Source organism: Sphaerisporangium sp. TRM90804 (genome assembly GCF_029846175.1).
In the GTDB taxonomy this organism is placed as follows: domain Bacteria; phylum Actinomycetota; class Actinomycetes; order Streptosporangiales; family Streptosporangiaceae; genus Sphaerisporangium.
The window spans coordinates 46,899-61,571 of record NZ_JARWAC010000031.1 but is presented as its reverse complement, the minus strand read 5'-3'; the positions used below and the strand labels follow the sequence as shown (position 1 = coordinate 61,571).

The 14,673-nt window shown below is 73.5% G+C and carries 12 protein-coding genes; 7 read left to right on the top strand and 5 right to left on the bottom strand.

Annotated elements, in window-relative coordinates; all coding sequences use genetic code 11:
* The first annotated feature begins 43 nt into the window (after nt 1-43).
* The gene (locus PYR91_RS32665; protein WP_279786173.1) at nt 44-1,492 is read left to right on the top strand and encodes a PLP-dependent aminotransferase family protein; all 1,449 of its coding nucleotides are present in this window, start codon (nt 44-46) and stop codon (nt 1,490-1,492) included.
* A 13-nt stretch (nt 1,493-1,505) separates the two neighbouring features.
* Here the strand turns inward: PYR91_RS32665 and PYR91_RS32660 are convergent, their stop codons facing one another.
* Nucleotides 1,506-2,993: an oligopeptide:H+ symporter gene (locus tag PYR91_RS32660; RefSeq protein WP_279786171.1), complete on the bottom strand. Its 1,488-nt coding sequence runs from the start codon at nt 2,991-2,993 to the stop codon at nt 1,506-1,508.
* Nucleotides 2,994-3,286: 293 nt separating this feature from the next.
* On the opposite strand from PYR91_RS32660, the gene PYR91_RS32655 reads away from it, so the two are divergent.
* The 3 genes from PYR91_RS32655 to PYR91_RS32645 all read left to right on the top strand — a co-directional run bounded on the left by PYR91_RS32655 (nt 3,287) and on the right by PYR91_RS32645 (nt 7,086).
* Nucleotides 3,287-5,128, top strand: a complete 1,842-nt coding sequence (locus PYR91_RS32655; protein WP_279786169.1) for an AMP-dependent synthetase/ligase — start codon at nt 3,287-3,289, stop codon at nt 5,126-5,128.
* A gap of 82 nt (nt 5,129-5,210) precedes the next feature.
* A complete protein-coding gene (locus tag PYR91_RS32650) occupies nt 5,211-6,101 on the top strand; it encodes a hypothetical protein (RefSeq protein ID WP_279786167.1) in 891 nt (296 codons plus the stop codon).
* Between the two features lie 139 nt (nt 6,102-6,240).
* The gene (locus tag PYR91_RS32645; protein ID WP_279786165.1) at nt 6,241-7,086 is read left to right on the top strand and encodes a hypothetical protein; all 846 of its coding nucleotides are present in this window, start codon (nt 6,241-6,243) and stop codon (nt 7,084-7,086) included.
* A gap of 127 nt (nt 7,087-7,213) precedes the next feature.
* Here PYR91_RS32645 and PYR91_RS32640 read toward each other — a convergent pair whose 3' ends face one another.
* Together PYR91_RS32640 and mihF are read right to left on the bottom strand one after the other, a co-directional pair.
* A complete protein-coding gene (locus PYR91_RS32640; RefSeq protein ID WP_279786164.1) occupies nt 7,214-7,504 on the bottom strand; it encodes a hypothetical protein in 291 nt (96 codons plus the stop codon).
* A gap of 113 nt (nt 7,505-7,617) precedes the next feature.
* Nucleotides 7,618-7,923, bottom strand: coding sequence for an integration host factor, actinobacterial type (gene mihF / locus PYR91_RS32635; protein ID WP_279786162.1), 306 nt, complete (start codon nt 7,921-7,923; stop codon nt 7,618-7,620).
* Between the two features lie 250 nt (nt 7,924-8,173).
* On the opposite strand from mihF, the gene PYR91_RS32630 reads away from it, so the two are divergent.
* The 3 genes from PYR91_RS32630 to PYR91_RS32620 all read left to right on the top strand — a co-directional run bounded on the left by PYR91_RS32630 (nt 8,174) and on the right by PYR91_RS32620 (nt 12,710).
* Nucleotides 8,174-9,448, top strand: a complete 1,275-nt coding sequence (locus tag PYR91_RS32630) for a M14 family metallopeptidase (RefSeq protein ID WP_279786160.1) — start codon at nt 8,174-8,176, stop codon at nt 9,446-9,448.
* A gap of 307 nt (nt 9,449-9,755) precedes the next feature.
* On the top strand, nt 9,756-10,745 hold the full coding sequence (locus PYR91_RS32625) for an aldo/keto reductase (RefSeq protein ID WP_279786158.1): 990 nt from the start codon (nt 9,756-9,758) through the stop codon (nt 10,743-10,745).
* Nucleotides 10,746-11,024: 279 nt separating this feature from the next.
* A complete protein-coding gene (locus tag PYR91_RS32620) occupies nt 11,025-12,710 on the top strand; it encodes a DEAD/DEAH box helicase (RefSeq protein ID WP_279786156.1) in 1,686 nt (561 codons plus the stop codon).
* Nucleotides 12,711-12,953: 243 nt separating this feature from the next.
* On the opposite strand, the gene PYR91_RS32615 is transcribed toward PYR91_RS32620, so the two are convergent.
* Both PYR91_RS32615 and PYR91_RS32610 read right to left on the bottom strand, forming a co-directional pair.
* Nucleotides 12,954-13,967, bottom strand: a complete 1,014-nt coding sequence (locus tag PYR91_RS32615) for an NAD(P)/FAD-dependent oxidoreductase (RefSeq protein ID WP_279786155.1) — start codon at nt 13,965-13,967, stop codon at nt 12,954-12,956.
* Nucleotides 13,964-14,611, bottom strand: a complete 648-nt coding sequence (locus PYR91_RS32610; RefSeq protein WP_279786153.1) for an isoprenylcysteine carboxyl methyltransferase family protein — start codon at nt 14,609-14,611, stop codon at nt 13,964-13,966. The genes PYR91_RS32615 and PYR91_RS32610 overlap by 4 nt, the downstream gene beginning before the upstream one ends.
* Nucleotides 14,612-14,673 lie beyond the last annotated feature (62 nt).

The window sequence follows — 14,673 nt, the reverse complement described above, 5'->3', positions numbered from 1 at the left end:
GGATTGGCTTGTCACTAAAGGGCCAATCAGAGAAAGTGGCCTTATGGAGCGCTATCTCAGCGGGCCACAGCTCGCCCGGCTCGTGGACGTCGACCCCGCCGCCCGGCCGTTCTACCGCGCGCTCGCCGAGTCGGTGCGCGGCCTCATCCTGGACGGGCGGCTGCCGACCAGGGTCCGCATGCCGGCCGAGCGCCACCTGGCGGAGGCGCTCGGCGTGAGCAGGACGACCGTCACCGCGGCCTACGACCGGCTGCGCGAGCGCGGCTACCTGGAGAGCCGGCGGGGGGCGGGAAGCTGGACCACCCTGCCCGACCCCGGGGCCCTGGGCACCGAGAGCCCGTGGATCGCGGGCAACGACGACGGCCTGGTGCCGCTGCACTCCGCGGCCCCGCCCGCCACGGCCCTGCTTCCGGACGCCGTCGCCGCCGCGACCGAGGCCTACCCCCGCCACACCCTCGGCATGGGCTACCACCCCGTCGGCATCCCCGAACTGCGCGAGCGCGTCGCGGCCCGCTACGAGCAGCACGGCCTGGCGACCCGGCCCGACCAGATCATGATCACCGCGGGCGCCCAGCACGCCATCCACCTGCTGACGACGCTGCTGGCCTCCCAGGGCGACCCGGTGCTCGTCGAGTCGCCCACCTACCCGCACGTGCTCGACTCCGCCCGCCTGCGCGGCGCGCGCCTGGTGCCGGTCGGCATCCCCGACGACGGCCGGCACCTCGACCTGATGACCTGCGCCATGCGGCAGTCGGCGGCGCGGCTGGCCTACGTCATCCCCGACTTCCAGAACCCGACGGGATGGCTGATGTCCGACGCCGACCGCGCCGCCCTGGCCGGCGCGGCGCGGCGGTACGACACGACGCTGGTGTCGGACGAGAGCTGGGCGGAGACCGCGATCGACGAGGTGCCGCCCACCTCCCCGCTCGCGGCCTTCGACACCGACGGCCGGGTGATCAGCATCGGCTCGGCGTCCAAGCTGTGGTGGGGCGGGCTGCGTATCGGCTGGATCCGGACCACCGCCGCCCTGGTGCGCCGCCTGGCCGTGCTGCGCGCCTCGGTGGACATCGCCGCGCCGCTGTTCGAGCAGCTCGTGGTGGCGCACCTGTTCGGCCGCATCGAGGAGACCAGGGCCGAGCGACGCCGCCTGCTCGGGGCCTCCCGCTCGGCGCTGGTCGAGGCCCTGCGCGACCGGATGCCCGAGTGGGACTTCACGGTGCCGGCCGGAGGCGGGTCGCTGTGGGTGCGGCTGGAGGCCCCCGTGGCCACGCCGCTGGCCGACGCCGCCGCGGCCCGGGGCGTGCGCCTCGCGCCCGGGCCCTGGTTCGGCGTGGACGGCACGCTGGAGCGCTATCTCAGGCTTCCCTTCACCATGCCGCCCCAGGCGCTCACCGGCGCCGTCCACCGCCTGGCCGCCGCCCGCGCGCAGGGCGCGGACGCCCCGCGTGAGCGCGCCTTCGGCGCGGGGGCGACGCTCACCCCCACGCTGTGAGCGGAGGGCCGGCTCAGGCCGGCCGGGCGGGCCGGACCCTGCGGTCCTCGCCCATGAGGGCGCGCAGCCGGCGGGAGAACCCGAGCAGGACGGCGCCCGCGACCAGGGCCACGGCGGCCAGCGTGAGGAAGTACACCGGCTGGGACACGTGGTCCAGCAGCCGCCCGGTCTGCCCGCCGACGGCGTCGCCGACGGCGAACGAGAGGTACCACACGCCGAGCATCTGGCTCCGGAACGCCCGCGGGGCCAGCTCGACGGTGACCGAGAGCCCGACCGGGCTGAGGGACAGCTCGCCGAACACCTGGATCAGGTAGACCAGGAACAGCCACCACACCGAGATGCGCCCGGACGCGGCCAGGTGGGCGGCCAGCGCCATCACCACGAAGCTGACGCCGATCAGCAGCAGGCCGGCGGCGAACTTGTGGGCGGCGCTCACGCGGTCGCCGAGCCTGACCCACAGGAACGCGAAGACCGGGACGAAGATCAGGATGAGCAGCGGGTTGAACGACTGGGTGGTGGCGGCGGCGATGCGGTGCCCGAACAGCGTGAGGTCGGTCTTCTCGGCGGCGAAGTCGTTGAGGACGGTGGGCGCCAGGTCGTAGATCATCCAGAAGACCGCCGCGGCGGCGAACAACCAGATGTAGGCCTTGGTCCTCGCGCGCTCCTCGGGCGACAGGTCGTGGCTGCCCAGCAGGATGTAGGCGAAGTAGACGGCCGGCACGACGACGGCGACGGCGGTCAGCACCACGGTGAACCGGTCGACGGTCAGCGTGCCGGAAAGCGCCCACAGCAGGAAGGCCGCTCCGGTCGCGAGCGCGCCGGCCAGCGCGATCACGCCGAAGTGCCGGCGCTCGGCGGGCGTCAGCCGGTGCCCGGGTTCCTCGCCGGCGCCGCGCAGGTGGCGCCCGCCGAGGACGTACTGGGTCAGCCCGATCGCCATGCCGACCGCTGCGGCGCCGAAACCCAGGTGCCAGCGGCCCCCCTCGGCGAGCGTCCCCACCACGTACGGGGCGATGAAAGCGCCGATGTTGATGCCCAGGTAGAAGATGGAGAACCCGGCGTCGCGCCGGGCGTTGGCGTCCTGGGGGTACAGGCCGCCGACCATCGTCGCGATGTTCGGCTTGAGCAGCCCGGTGCCCACCATGATCAGCCCGAGGCCCAGCCAGATGAGCGCGGGCCCTCCGAGCGGGAGGGCCATGCAGATGTGGCCGAGCATGATGACGCACCCGCCGGTCAGCACGGCCCTGCGCGCCCCGAGCACCCGGTCGGCGATCCAGCCGCCGGGCAGCGCGAGCAGGTAGATGAGCGCCCCGTAGACGCCCACCACCGCGGTGGCGGTGGGCTTGGGCAGGCCGAGACCGCCGCCGGACACGGTGGCGACGAGGAAGAAGAACAGGATCGCCCGCAGGCCGTAGAAGCTGAACCGCTCCCACATCTCCATGAGGAAGAGCGTGACCAGGCCCCGCGGGTGCCCGAGGACCGTCTTCCCCTCCGTGCCCAAGCCGACCTCCTGGGGCATGCCGGTCCGCCTCTCGTGCCGTCGTGCGCCTCGCCGGCCCGGAGGCCGCCCTGAATACCGGCGAATGTACTAAATGTCCTGATATATAGCTAAACGTCCGTTTCGTTCGGGCCGCATGTCGATCCTAGGGTCACTGCGGGTGATCGATGCGTCCCGGACCGTCAACGGCCCGCGCACCTGGTCGTTCTTCTGGCTTCCGGGCTCTTGTCTCGGGTCGGCCGCTGTGGTGCGATGCATCCCACTCATAGCTAGTGGGCACTTTCTGGAGGCGCTACATGGCCGACCCCCGCGTCCATGCGGAACGTTCCGAGATCGAGCGGCAGATCGCCGGCAACACCATCTGCGAGCAGCTGAGGATCACGGCCGAGCGCCACCCCGACATGCCGGCCTACTCCGACCAGGACGGCGACGGCTGGGCGACGCTGAGCTTCGCGCAGGCCCGCAGGCGGGTGCTCGTGATCGCCGCCGGGCTGCACGCCCTCGGCCTGCGGCGGGGCGAGGCCGTGGCGCTGATGATGGTCAACCGCAGCGAGCACGTGCTCGCCGACCTCGGCGCCGTCCACGCGGGAGGCGTGCCCTGCTCCATCTACGCCACGTTCGCGCCCGACCAGGTCGCCTTCGTGACGCGGGACGTCCAGGCCGCCGTCGCGGTGCTGGGGGGCGCCGCCGACCTCGCGCGCTGGGAGCCGGTGCTCGGCGAGCTCACCGGCCTGCGCAAGGTGATCATGCTGGAGGACGTCCCCGAGGGCGACCTGTTCATGAGCTGGGACGACCTGCTGGCCCTGGGGGAGCGCGAGCTGGCCGCCGACCCCGCCGCGGTGGAGGAGCGCGCCGCCGCCGTCCGCGCCGACGACGTGGTCACGGTCCTGTACACCTCGGGGACCACCGGCAACCCCAAGGGCGTGCCGCTCACGCACGCCAACGTCTTCTACGAGGTGGTCGCCACCGACCGCATGACCACGCTGCCCGACCGCGGCGCCCAGATCTCCTACCTGACCTACGCCCACATCGCCGAGCGAGTGCTCAGCCTGTACCTGCCGCTGTTCAAGGTCTCGCACGTCCACTTCTGCCGCGACCTGGCGCAGCTGGGCACGGTGCTCGGCCAGGTGAAGCCGACGCTGTTCTTCGGCGTGCCGCGGGTCTGGGAGAAGATGATGGCCCGGCTGCAGGCGCTGCTCGCCACCCAGCCGCCCGAGCAGCAGGAAGGCGTCCGCGTCGCCATGGCCGCCGGGCTCGCCTTCGTCGAGGGCTCCCAGCACGGCCGCACCCCGTCCCCGGAGGTCGCCGCCGCCTACGAGGAGGCCGACGCCGCGCTGCTGTCGCTCATCCGCTCCCTGGTCGGGTTCGACAACGCCCTGTGGCTCGGCACCGCCGCCGCCCCCATGCCGCTGGAGGTGCAGCGCTTCTTCGCCGGGCTCGGCCTGCGGGTGCTGGACGTCTACGGCATGACCGAGACGACCGGCGCGTTCACGGCCAACAGCAACGAGGCCTTCAAGCTGGGCACGGTCGGCCGCCCGGCGCCGGGCATGGAGGTGCGCATCGCCGAGGACGGCGAGATCCTCACCCGCAGCCCCGCCAACACCGCGGGCTACCTCAACCGCCCCGAGGCGACCGCCGACCTGCTGGACGCCGACGGCTGGCTGCACACCGGCGACGTCGGCTCCCTCGACGAGGACGGGTTCGTCAGCGTCGTCGACCGCAAGAAGGAGCTCATCATCACCTCCGGCGGCGAGAACATCTCGCCCGCCAACACCGAGAACCACCTCAAGGAGCACCCGCTCGTCGGCCAGGCCCTGGCGTACGGCGACCGCAGGCCGTACGTCGTGGCGGTCCTCACGCTGGACGGCGAGGTCGCCCCGGTGTGGGCGCGCGGGCGCGGCATCGAGTTCGGCTCGCTCGCCGAGCTGGCCGAGCACCCCGACGTGGTAAAGGAGATCGAGGCGGCGATCGGCGCGGCCAACGAGAAGCTGGCCCGGGTGCAGCAGGTCAAGAAGTGGCGGGTGCTGCCGGTCGAGTGGACCGCCGAGACCGAGGAGCTGACGCCGAGCCTGAAGCTCAAGCGCCGTGTCATCCACGCCAAGTACGCCGACGTGATCGACTCCATGTACGAGGGGTAGCCGCGGGGCCGGGCCGACTTTGCCGGGCCGGGCGCGTGTCGGCCCACGGGCGTTTGCCCGCGAGTGCCTACCGTCCTTGGCCATGACTACGAGAGGTCTGCTCACGCCGTCCGCGGTCGCGATGGCCGCGCTCACGGTCCTGGCCGAGACGTCCCTTTCCCCGGTCGCGCACGCCGGGGACGACGCCCGCTCCGCGCGGGCGGCCGTCCCCGGGCCGCGGGTCCCCGGGACGGCGCACACGCCCCCGGCACCCGGCGCGACCGGCTCCGGGCCGTCCTTCGCGGCCCTCGTCGCCGGGCCGCGGGAGCCGGAGCCGCCCGCGATCCGTTCGGTGCGCGTGCGCCCGCGCGCACCGGTCGCCGGCGCCCGGCAGACCGTCCGCCTGGTGGTGGACGTGGTCGCGCGCGGCGCGGCCGGCCGCGACGGGGTCACGCTGAAGGTCGAGCACGGCGGCGCGCCGCGCCGCGCCGAGGCGGTGACGCCCGAGGGGGACGCCGGCGGGGGGTGGGAGCTGTGGCGGTTCACCCCGCCGATCCGCCTGAACCGGTGGTACCCCTCGGGCAGATGGCGGGCGGTCGCGACGGCCAGGAACGCCGAGGGGGCGACGGCGCGCGCGTCCTCGTCCTTCCTGTTCAGGAAGGCCACGAGGGTGACCGGCCTGCGGGCCGCCCGTACGGGCGGCCGGTCGGGGGCGGTGCGGATCACCGGGACGCTCATGCGCGTGGACCCACGGGGCAGGTCCGGGTACTGGCCCTACCGCGGGCAGGCGGTCACGCTGCAGTTCAGGAGGCACGGCACGAGCACGTGGCGCGACGCCGCCCGGGTCGTGAGCGACCGCAACGGCTACTTCGCCGGGCGCGGGAAGGCCGCGCGCGGGGCCTGGCGCGCCGTCTACCGCGGCACGCCGCACTACGCCGCCACGGTCAGCCCCATTGGACATGTGGCTACGAAACGGATTAAGGCTACGAAATAGGATTTTCCGCGCAGGCGCGCGTTCTCTGCCGCCAACAAAACGGAGTTTTCCGGATATGCGCAACTTTTCTGCCCGAAGTGGCGTCTAGGAGGGAAGGCGGCCCCCCTGGGTCGCCTTCTCACGGGGAGAGGAAGTTCGCATGAGGAAACGCATCGCCGCCTCTTTGGCCGCGGCGGCCATGGGCGCCTCGACGCTCGTGGGGACGGCGCCGGCTTTCGCCGAGCCGGCCCCCGTCACGACGCCGAGCCCTTCGCCGAGCCCCACCCCGACGCCGAGCCCGCCGAAGGTCGACGTCACGTCCGTCAAGGTCAGCCCCGGCCACGTGGTCATCCGCGGCCGCGCCCGCGTCGCCGTCACCGCCACCGTGGAGACGGTCGCCGCCGAGCACGTCAAGATCGCCTTCGAGCCGCTGGACGAGCGCGGGCCCTCTCCCGCGAAGGCGGGCGACGCGGGCAAGGGCGTGTGGAAGAGGACCATCGTGCTCGACCGCGGCGACCCCGACGGCCGATGGCTGGTGCACGTCGAGGCGACCGGTGCGAACGGGGTCGTCGCCAAGGCCACCTCGCGCTTCTACGTGAAGCACGTGCGCGCGCACCAGGGCCCCCGCGCGACGCGGCTCGGGTTCGACGCCAGCCCCGAACCGGTCAAGAAGGGCCGCAAGCTGACGCTCGCGGGCAAGCTGGAGGCCGCCCGCTGCTACAGCGACTGGTGGTGGGACGGCGACGCCTACGTCATCGGCGGCGACCGCTGCCGTGACGCCGGCGGCTGGCACAAGTGGCGGTACGTCGGCCGGCAGGACGTCGACCTGTACTTCCACCGCAGCGGGGGCAAGTGGAAGTACGTCGGCACGGTCGAGACCGAGCGCGACGGGTCCTTCGCCACCAAGATCCGGGCCTACGGGTCGGGCACGTGGAAGGCGGTGTTCACCGGCGCCCGCGGCCTGCGCGGATCGTCGGACGCCGACTACGTGAAGGTCGTCCGCTGACCGCCGGAGGCTGACACCGAAGGCCCTCGCCGGTGCGCGCCGGTGAGCGAGCGGAACGCCTGGCCCCCCTCGTCGGGGGCCGGGCGTTCTGTACGTCGCGGGGCGCGCGGCGGGCGCGCCCGGCGGTTCAGGACTCTTCCGCGAGCTCCAGGGCGGTCAAGTCGACGGCGCTCAACGTGAGGATGTTGGCGATGCGCTCCAGGGGCATCCCGCGGTCGCCGAGCTGCGTCATGGTGACGGCGGTGCGCAGGAAGACCCGGCCGATGATCACCTCGTCCACGTCGGGCATGTCCCGGCGGAAGAAGTCGGCGAGCTGCTGTGCCACCTCGCGGTCGGCGTGGACTCGGGGATCGTTGAGCTCCGGGCTGGCCAGGATGGCCGCCAGATCCCCTCGCTCGTCGTCCGTGAGCTTGCTCAAAGGTCGCCTCCGGGAGCCGGTGTGGTCACACCCGGGAGACTATGCGCTTGGGACGGCCGGGGAAACGCCTCCGGGGGCCGCGGCGCCGGCGCGCCTCGACGGGCGACGGGCGACTAGGAGAGCGCCTCGACCAGCTTGCGGCGCTGCTGCACGCCGAGGCCGCCGATGCGCCGCTTGTCGTCCACGCCGGCGCGCTGCATGAGAGCCGCCGCCTTGGTGGGCCCGATTCCCGACAGCGCGCGCAGCGCCTGGGAGACCTTGATCCTTTTCACCGTCTCGTCGTCACGCTTGAGGAGCTCGGCGAGGGTGAGGTCGCCCTTCTTGAGCTGGGCGAGGAGTGCGGCGCGCGCCTGCCGTGCCTCGGTGGCCTTGACGAGGGCCGCCTGACGCTGCTCGGGGGTGAGGACGGGGAGTGCCATGGGGTTTCTCCTTGGCGGATCGAAAGTGGTCATGGGCCGCATGTCGGCCGCTGGCGTGGTCCGCAAGTGTGTTACCCCTACTACGGGCGTTAATCATGGTTTCGCCGCGATGATGGCTACCCGTCGCACGGCCGCTCTCCCCGGAGCCTGTCGCACAAGTCGTGAAATTTGGGCCTTCAAAGTTCGGACCGTTGACCTGACTCTCAGTGGAGGCGCGTGACAACCCAGAGCGCGCGCCCAAGGAGGAACAGTGAGACGTCGACTGATCGTCGGGCTCGCGATCCTGGCGCTGCTCTGCGTCAGCGGGATCACCGGGGTGGGGGCCTCGGCGGAACCGCCGCCCGGCTACCAGTACCGGGTCCAGGGACCGAACACCGCACAACAGCGCACCGCCGTCGCGGCCACCGGCGCCGCGATCGACGAGGTGGCGGACGGATCGGTGGTGGTCACCGCGTCGGACGCCGAGATCGCCGAGATCAAGAAGCTCGGGTTCACCGTCACCCGCATCCCCCGGCCGATGGCCCCGTCGCTTCCCACTCCGCAGGACTTCCCGTCCGCCGACTCCGGCTACCACAACTACGCCGAGATGACAGCGGTGATCAACCAGCTCGTCGGCAGCTACCCGTCGATCGCCAGGAAGTACAGCTACGGCACCTCCTACGGCGGCCGCGACCTGATCGCCGTGAAGATCAGCGACAACGCCGCGACCGACGAGGGCGAGCCGGAGGTGCTGTTCACCCACCACCAGCACGCCCGCGAGCACCTCACCGTCGAGATGGCGATCTACCTGCTGAGGCTGTTCACGACCGGCTACGGCTCCGACAGCAGGATCACCGGCCTGGTGAACTCCAGGGAGATCTGGATCCTGCCCGACCTCAACCCCGACGGCGGCGAGTACGACATCGCCACCGGCGCCTACCGGTCCTGGCGCAAGAACCGGCAGCCGAACTCCGGCTCCTCCTCGGTCGGCACCGACCTGAACCGCAACTGGGCCTACCGCTGGGGCTGCTGCGGCGGCTCCTCCGGCTCCACCGGCAGCGACACCTACCGCGGCCCCTCCGCCGAGTCCGCCCCCGAGGTGCGCGCGGTCGCCAACTTCGTCCGCGGCAGGGTCGTCGGCGGCGTCCAGCAGATCAAGAGCCACATCGACTGGCACACCTACAGCGAGCTGATCCTGTGGCCGTACGGCTACACCTACGCCGACACCGCGGCCGGTCTCACCCAGGACGACCACGACGCGCTGGAGACGCTCGGCCGGAACATGGCCTCCACCAACGGATACACCCCGCAGCAGGCCAGCGACCTCTACATCACCGACGGCAGCATCGACGACTGGCTGTGGGGCACCTACAAGATCTTCACCTACACCTTCGAGATGTACCCCCGAGGGTCCTCGCCGGGCTTCTACCCGCCCGACGAGCAGATCGTGACCCAGACCACCCGCAACAGGGAGGCCGTGCTGCGCTTCCTGGAGTACTCCGACTGCGTGTACCGCATCATCGGCAAGGCCGCCCAGTACTGCTAGCGGCCCGAGCCCTCGGGCACCGCGGCGGCCGGTTCACGCCCGCCGCCGCGGCCCGACCCTGACGTCCGCCGGCCGGGCCGCCCTTCCCGGCCGGCGGACCCCGTCCGCCGGCGTGTCGCCTCCGCCGGACGCCGGTGGAACCGGTGAAAGGTTTGACATGCGCTTTGGCGGGCGTTTTGCCGGGCAGCACCAGAGGTGGTGGCGCGGACGCGGGCGAGGCGCGAAGATCGTGCATAGGGGGGAACAAGCGGCCGTCACCCTCCGCACAGGGACGGACCGTCGATATATCGACATGGGGAGTACAGCGATGCGGCAGCGAAAGCTCGGCGGCCAAGGCCTTCTCGTCTCCGCCGAGGGGCTCGGCTGCATGGGCATGAGCACCGCCTACGGCCCCGCCGACGAGCGCGAGGCCGTCGCGACCGTCCACCGCGCCCTCGACCTCGGCATCACCTTCCTCGACACCGCCGACATGTACGGGCCATGGGCCAACGAGAGCCTGGTCGGCCGGGCCGTCGCCGGGCGCCGCGACGAGGTCGTGCTGGCCACCAAGTTCGGCAACGAGGTCGACGACGGCCGCCTGACCGGCCGCGTCAACGGCCGCCCCGGCTACCTGCGCCAGGCCCTCGACGGGTCGCTGCGGCGCCTGGGCGTCGACCACGTCGACCTGTACTACCAGCACCGGGTCGATCCCGACGTCCCCGTGGAGGAGACCTTCGGCGCGCTGGCCGACCTGGTCGCCGCCGGCAAGGTGCGCCACCTCGGCATCTCCGAGGCCGCACCGGCCACCATCCGCCGGGCCCACGCGGTCCACCCGCTGACCGCCGTGCAGACCGAGTACTCCCTGTTCACCCGGGACGTCGAGGAGAACGGCGTCCTGGACGCCGTCCGTGAGCTGGGCATCGGCTTCGTCGCCTACAGCCCGCTGGGCCGGGGCTTCCTCACCGGCACCATCCGCAGCGTCGACGACCTGGCCGACGACGACCGGCGCCGCGTCACCCCTCGCTTCCAGGGCGGCAACTTCGCCAGGAACCTCGCGGTGGTCGACCGGATCCGGGTGCTGGCCGAGGCCAAGGGCGTCACCTCCTCGCAGCTCGCCCTGGCCTGGGTGCTGGCGCAGGGGCACGACGTCGTCGCCATCCCCGGCACCAAGCGCCGCGCCTACCTGGAGGCCAACGCGGCCGCCGTCGAGATCACCCTCACCCCCGACGACCTCGCGGCCGTGGACGCCGTCGCCCCGCGCGGCGTCGCCTCGGGCGACCGCTACCCGGCCGCCCAGATGCACGCCCTGCACCGCTGAGCGGCACCGCCCGCGGGGCACGCCCACGCCGGCCGGGCGGCCGTCGCCGGGCTCGGGACGCCCCGGCGCGGGCGCCGCGGTCCGCGGGGTTGGGTAAGCTTTCCTGTCCCGCGAGCGTGAAGGATCTCCCGTCCAACGGGCGGCCTTCGCACCCCGAGGGAACCGTGCCCGGGCGCCTCAAGGCGCCGGTGCGGAGCCCCGGCGGTCGGCGAGCACGCCGGGGCAGTGGAACATGGAGTCGACAGCGACTCACGCGCACCGTCAACGAGGAGCCCGACAATGACCCCCGACGACATCGAAGAAGCGACAGGCTTCGCCGACCTGGGGTTGAGGCCCGAGCTCCTCCGCGCGCTCGCCGGCCTCGGCTACGAGGAGCCCACGCCCATCCAGCGCGAGGCGATCCCGCCCCTGCTCGAGGGCCGCGATCTGCTCGGCCAGGCCGCCACGGGCACCGGCAAGACCGCCGCGTTCGCCCTGCCCATCCTCCAGCGCATGGCCGAGATCGGCGCCGGCGGCGAGCGGCCGAAGGCCCTCGTGCTCGTCCCCACGCGTGAGCTCGCCGTCCAGGTGTCGGAGGCCGTCCACCGCTACGGCCGCGACCTCGGCGCGCGGGTGCTGCCGATCTACGGCGGGCAGCCGATCGGCCGCCAGCTCAGGGAGCTCCAGCGCGGCATCGACGTCGTGGTGGCCACTCCGGGCCGCGCGCTCGACCACATCGGCCGCAAGACGCTCCTGCTCGACGACCTCGCCATGGTCGTCCTGGACGAGGCCGACGAGATGCTCGACATGGGCTTCGCCGACGACATCGAGTCGATCCTCCAGGAGACGCCCGAGGGCCGCCAGACGGTGCTGTTCTCCGCCACCATGCCGCCGCGCATCAACTCGATCGCCCGCCAGCACCTGCGCGAGCCGGTGCGCATCGAGATCGGCCGCGAGCCCACCGTCCCCGGCGAGGGGCCGCTGGTGCGGCAGAGCGCCTACGTCGTGCCGCGTGCCCACAAGCCCGCCGCCCTCGGCCGGGTGCTCGACGTCGAGGCGCCCGAGGCCACCATCGTGTTCTGCCGCACGCGCGAGGAGGTCGACACGCTCACCGAGACCATGAACGGCCGCGGCTACCGTGCCGAGGCCCTGCACGGCGGCATGGGCCAGGAGCAGCGTGACCGCGTGATGGCGCGCCTGCGCAGCGGCACCGCCGACCTCCTCGTGGCCACCGACGTCGCGGCCCGCGGCCTGGACATCGAGCACCTGACCCATGTGGTCAACTACAACGTCCCCTCGGCCCCCGAGTCGTACGTGCACCGCATCGGCAGGGTCGGCCGCGCCGGTCGCGAGGGCGTCGCCATCACGCTCGCCGAGCCGCGCGAGCACCGCATGCTCAAGACCATCGAGCGGGTCACCAAGAGCCGCATCACGGTCGAGAAGGTTCCCACCGTCGCCGACCTCCGCGCCCGCCGCCTGGAGCTGACCCGCTCGGCCCTGGAGGAGAGCATCCTGGAGGACGACCTGGAGCACTTCCGGGTCGTGGTGGACACCCTCGCCGACGAGTTCGACGTCATGGAGATCGCCATGGCGGCCGTCAAGCTGGCCCACGAGGCCAGCGGCGCCGCCGCCGACGAGGAGGAGATCCCCGAGGCCCCCCTGCGCACCGAACGCGACGGGCGCACCCGCCGCGAGGGCGCCGGCCGCGACGAGCGCCGCCCGCCCCGCACGCCCACCCGCGGCATGACCCGCATCTTCATCGGCGCAGGCCGCAGCGCGGGCATCCGCCCGCAGGACCTGGTGGGCGCCATCGCCAACGAGTCCAGCCTCAGCGGCCGCGACATCGGGGCCATCGAGATAGCCGACCGCTTCTCCCTGGTGGAGGTGCCCGACCCCGCCGCCGAGGACGTCATCGCGGCCCTGCGCCAGAGCACCATCAAGGGCAGGAAGCCCACCGTCCGCCGCGAGCGCTTCCAGGCGCGCTGACGGCGCACCGGCCGGTCGCGGCGCTCCTCCCGCGAGGGGGTCGGTCGCTGCGAAAGCGCACCGGCCGGTCGCACGTCGTCCCGAGAGCGTTTCCCGGCGCGTTGACCGGTCACGGGACGGCCGCTCGTCCCGCGTGCGCTTCAGGCGCGTCGAACGCGCACCGGCCGCCGCCCGTCGTCCCGGGAGCGCCGTCACGCCAGGACGGCGCCGGGGCCGGCCGGAGGCCTTCGCCGGCGAGGGCCGTCACGCCAGGGCGTTGACGGCGGCGGTGAAGGCCGGCGGCAGCCGGCGGGCGGCTGGGACGATCATGGTCGCGGTGGCGGGGTGGCGGCGCGCGGCCAGCAGGGCCCCGGTCAGCACGCGGTGGCGCAGGGACAGGCGGCCCCAAGCGCGCTCGTAGGCCTCCGGGCGTCCGGCCCGCAGGCAGTCGACCAGCGCGCGGGCCGACAACAGCGCCAGCGAGACCCCCTCGCCGGTCAGCGCGTCCATGTACCCGGCGGCGTCCCCCACCAGGAGCACCCGCCCGGCGACCCTGCCGCGGACGCGCTGGCGCAGCGGGCCCGCCCCCCGCACCGAGGTCGCGGGCGGGCCGTCCAGGCGGGCGAGCAGGGCGGGGAACGCCGCCAGGTGCTCGTCGTAGCCGCGCCGCTCCGAGCTCAGCACCGCGACGCCCACCAGGTCGGGCGCGACCGGCGTCACGTACGCCTCGCCCCGGCCCGCCCAGTGCACCTCCACGAAACCGGTCCACGGGGCCACCCGGTAGTGCCGGCGAAGGCCGTACCTGCGCGGCACGGCGCCCGGGACCTCCAGGCCCAGGCGGCGGCGCAGCGGGGAGCGCAGGCCGTCGGCGGCGACCAGCCAGCGGGCCCGCATCCCCGCCGCCTCGACGGCGTCCGGAGCCTGCCGCACGTCCTCCACCCTGCCGGACACGGTCTTGACCCCGAGCGCGGCCGCGCGGGCCGCCAGGGCGGCGTGCAGGGTCGTGCGGCGCACCCCCAGGCCCGTGCCCCTGCGGAACGCGGCCTGCGCCGAGCGGCGCCCGTCGAGGTAGCGGATCCCGCGCAGCGGCCACCCCTCCACCTCGACGCCGAGCGCGCCCAGGGCGGCCACGCCGGTCGGCATCAGCCCCTCGCCGCACGCCTTGTCGACCGGGGTGGGTCTCGGCTCCACCACCACCGCCTCCATCCCGGCCAGCGCGGCGTGGATGGCGGTGGCCAGCCCCGCGGGCCCGCCCCCCGCGACCAGGACGTCGATCATCCAGCGCCCTCGCCCGGCGCCGCCGTCTCAGGGGCCGGCTCCGCGCGCCCCGGCCCCGCCGGTGCCGGTGCGGTGCGCGCCCGGCCGCCGTCCGCCGTCGCGTCCGGGGCCGGCGCGCCGGCCGGGCCGGACAGGGACGCCAGGGCGTCGTTCTCGCACCGGATGCGCACGACCATCAGCGCGGCGTTCAGCACGGTGAACACCAGGGCGGTCACCCACGCCCCGTGCACGAGCGGCAGGGCCGCGCCCTCCACGGCCACCGCGACGTAGTTGGGATGCCGCAGCCAGCGCAGCCGGTAGGGCCCGCGCCGCACCAGGGACAGACCCGGGACCACGATGACCTCGGTGTTCCACTGCGGCCCCAGGGCGGTGATGCACCACCAGCGCAGGCCCTGCGCCGCGACGACCAGCGCCACCATCGGCCAGCCCAGCGCCGGCGTGAACGGCCGGTCGGCGAGGCCCACCTCCAGGAGGCAGCCGGCGAGCAGGCCCGTGTGCAGCGCGACCATGAAGGGGTAGTGGCCCCGGCCGAACACCCGGCCGCCCCGCGCGAGGCTCCAGCGCGCGTTGCGGCGTGCGACCACGAGCTCGGCCAGGCGTTCCGCGCCGACGAGCAGGACGAGTACCAAGTACCAGTACGACATGCCCTGAGACGATACGGGCTCGGCGAGCAGGAGATCGAGGGACCGCGGCGGCGACACCGGCC

Bases quoted from the DNA above. Each gene is read 5' to 3' on its own strand.
- PYR91_RS32665 (WP_279786173.1), top strand. From the start codon at position 44: ATGGAGCGCTATCTCAGCGGGCCACAGCTCGCCCGGCTCGTGGACGTC.
- PYR91_RS32655 (WP_279786169.1), top strand. From the start codon at position 3,287: ATGGCCGACCCCCGCGTCCATGCGGAACGTTCCGAGATCGAGCGGCAG.
- PYR91_RS32650 (WP_279786167.1), top strand. From the start codon at position 5,211: ATGACTACGAGAGGTCTGCTCACGCCGTCCGCGGTCGCGATGGCCGCG.
- PYR91_RS32645 (WP_279786165.1), top strand. From the start codon at position 6,241: ATGAGGAAACGCATCGCCGCCTCTTTGGCCGCGGCGGCCATGGGCGCC.
- mihF (WP_279786162.1), bottom strand. From the start codon at position 7,923: ATGGCACTCCCCGTCCTCACCCCCGAGCAGCGTCAGGCGGCCCTCGTC.
- PYR91_RS32625 (WP_279786158.1), top strand. From the start codon at position 9,756: ATGCGGCAGCGAAAGCTCGGCGGCCAAGGCCTTCTCGTCTCCGCCGAG.
- PYR91_RS32620 (WP_279786156.1), top strand. From the start codon at position 11,025: ATGACCCCCGACGACATCGAAGAAGCGACAGGCTTCGCCGACCTGGGG.
- PYR91_RS32615 (WP_279786155.1), bottom strand. From the start codon at position 13,967: ATGATCGACGTCCTGGTCGCGGGGGGCGGGCCCGCGGGGCTGGCCACC.
- PYR91_RS32610 (WP_279786153.1), bottom strand. From the start codon at position 14,611: ATGTCGTACTGGTACTTGGTACTCGTCCTGCTCGTCGGCGCGGAACGC.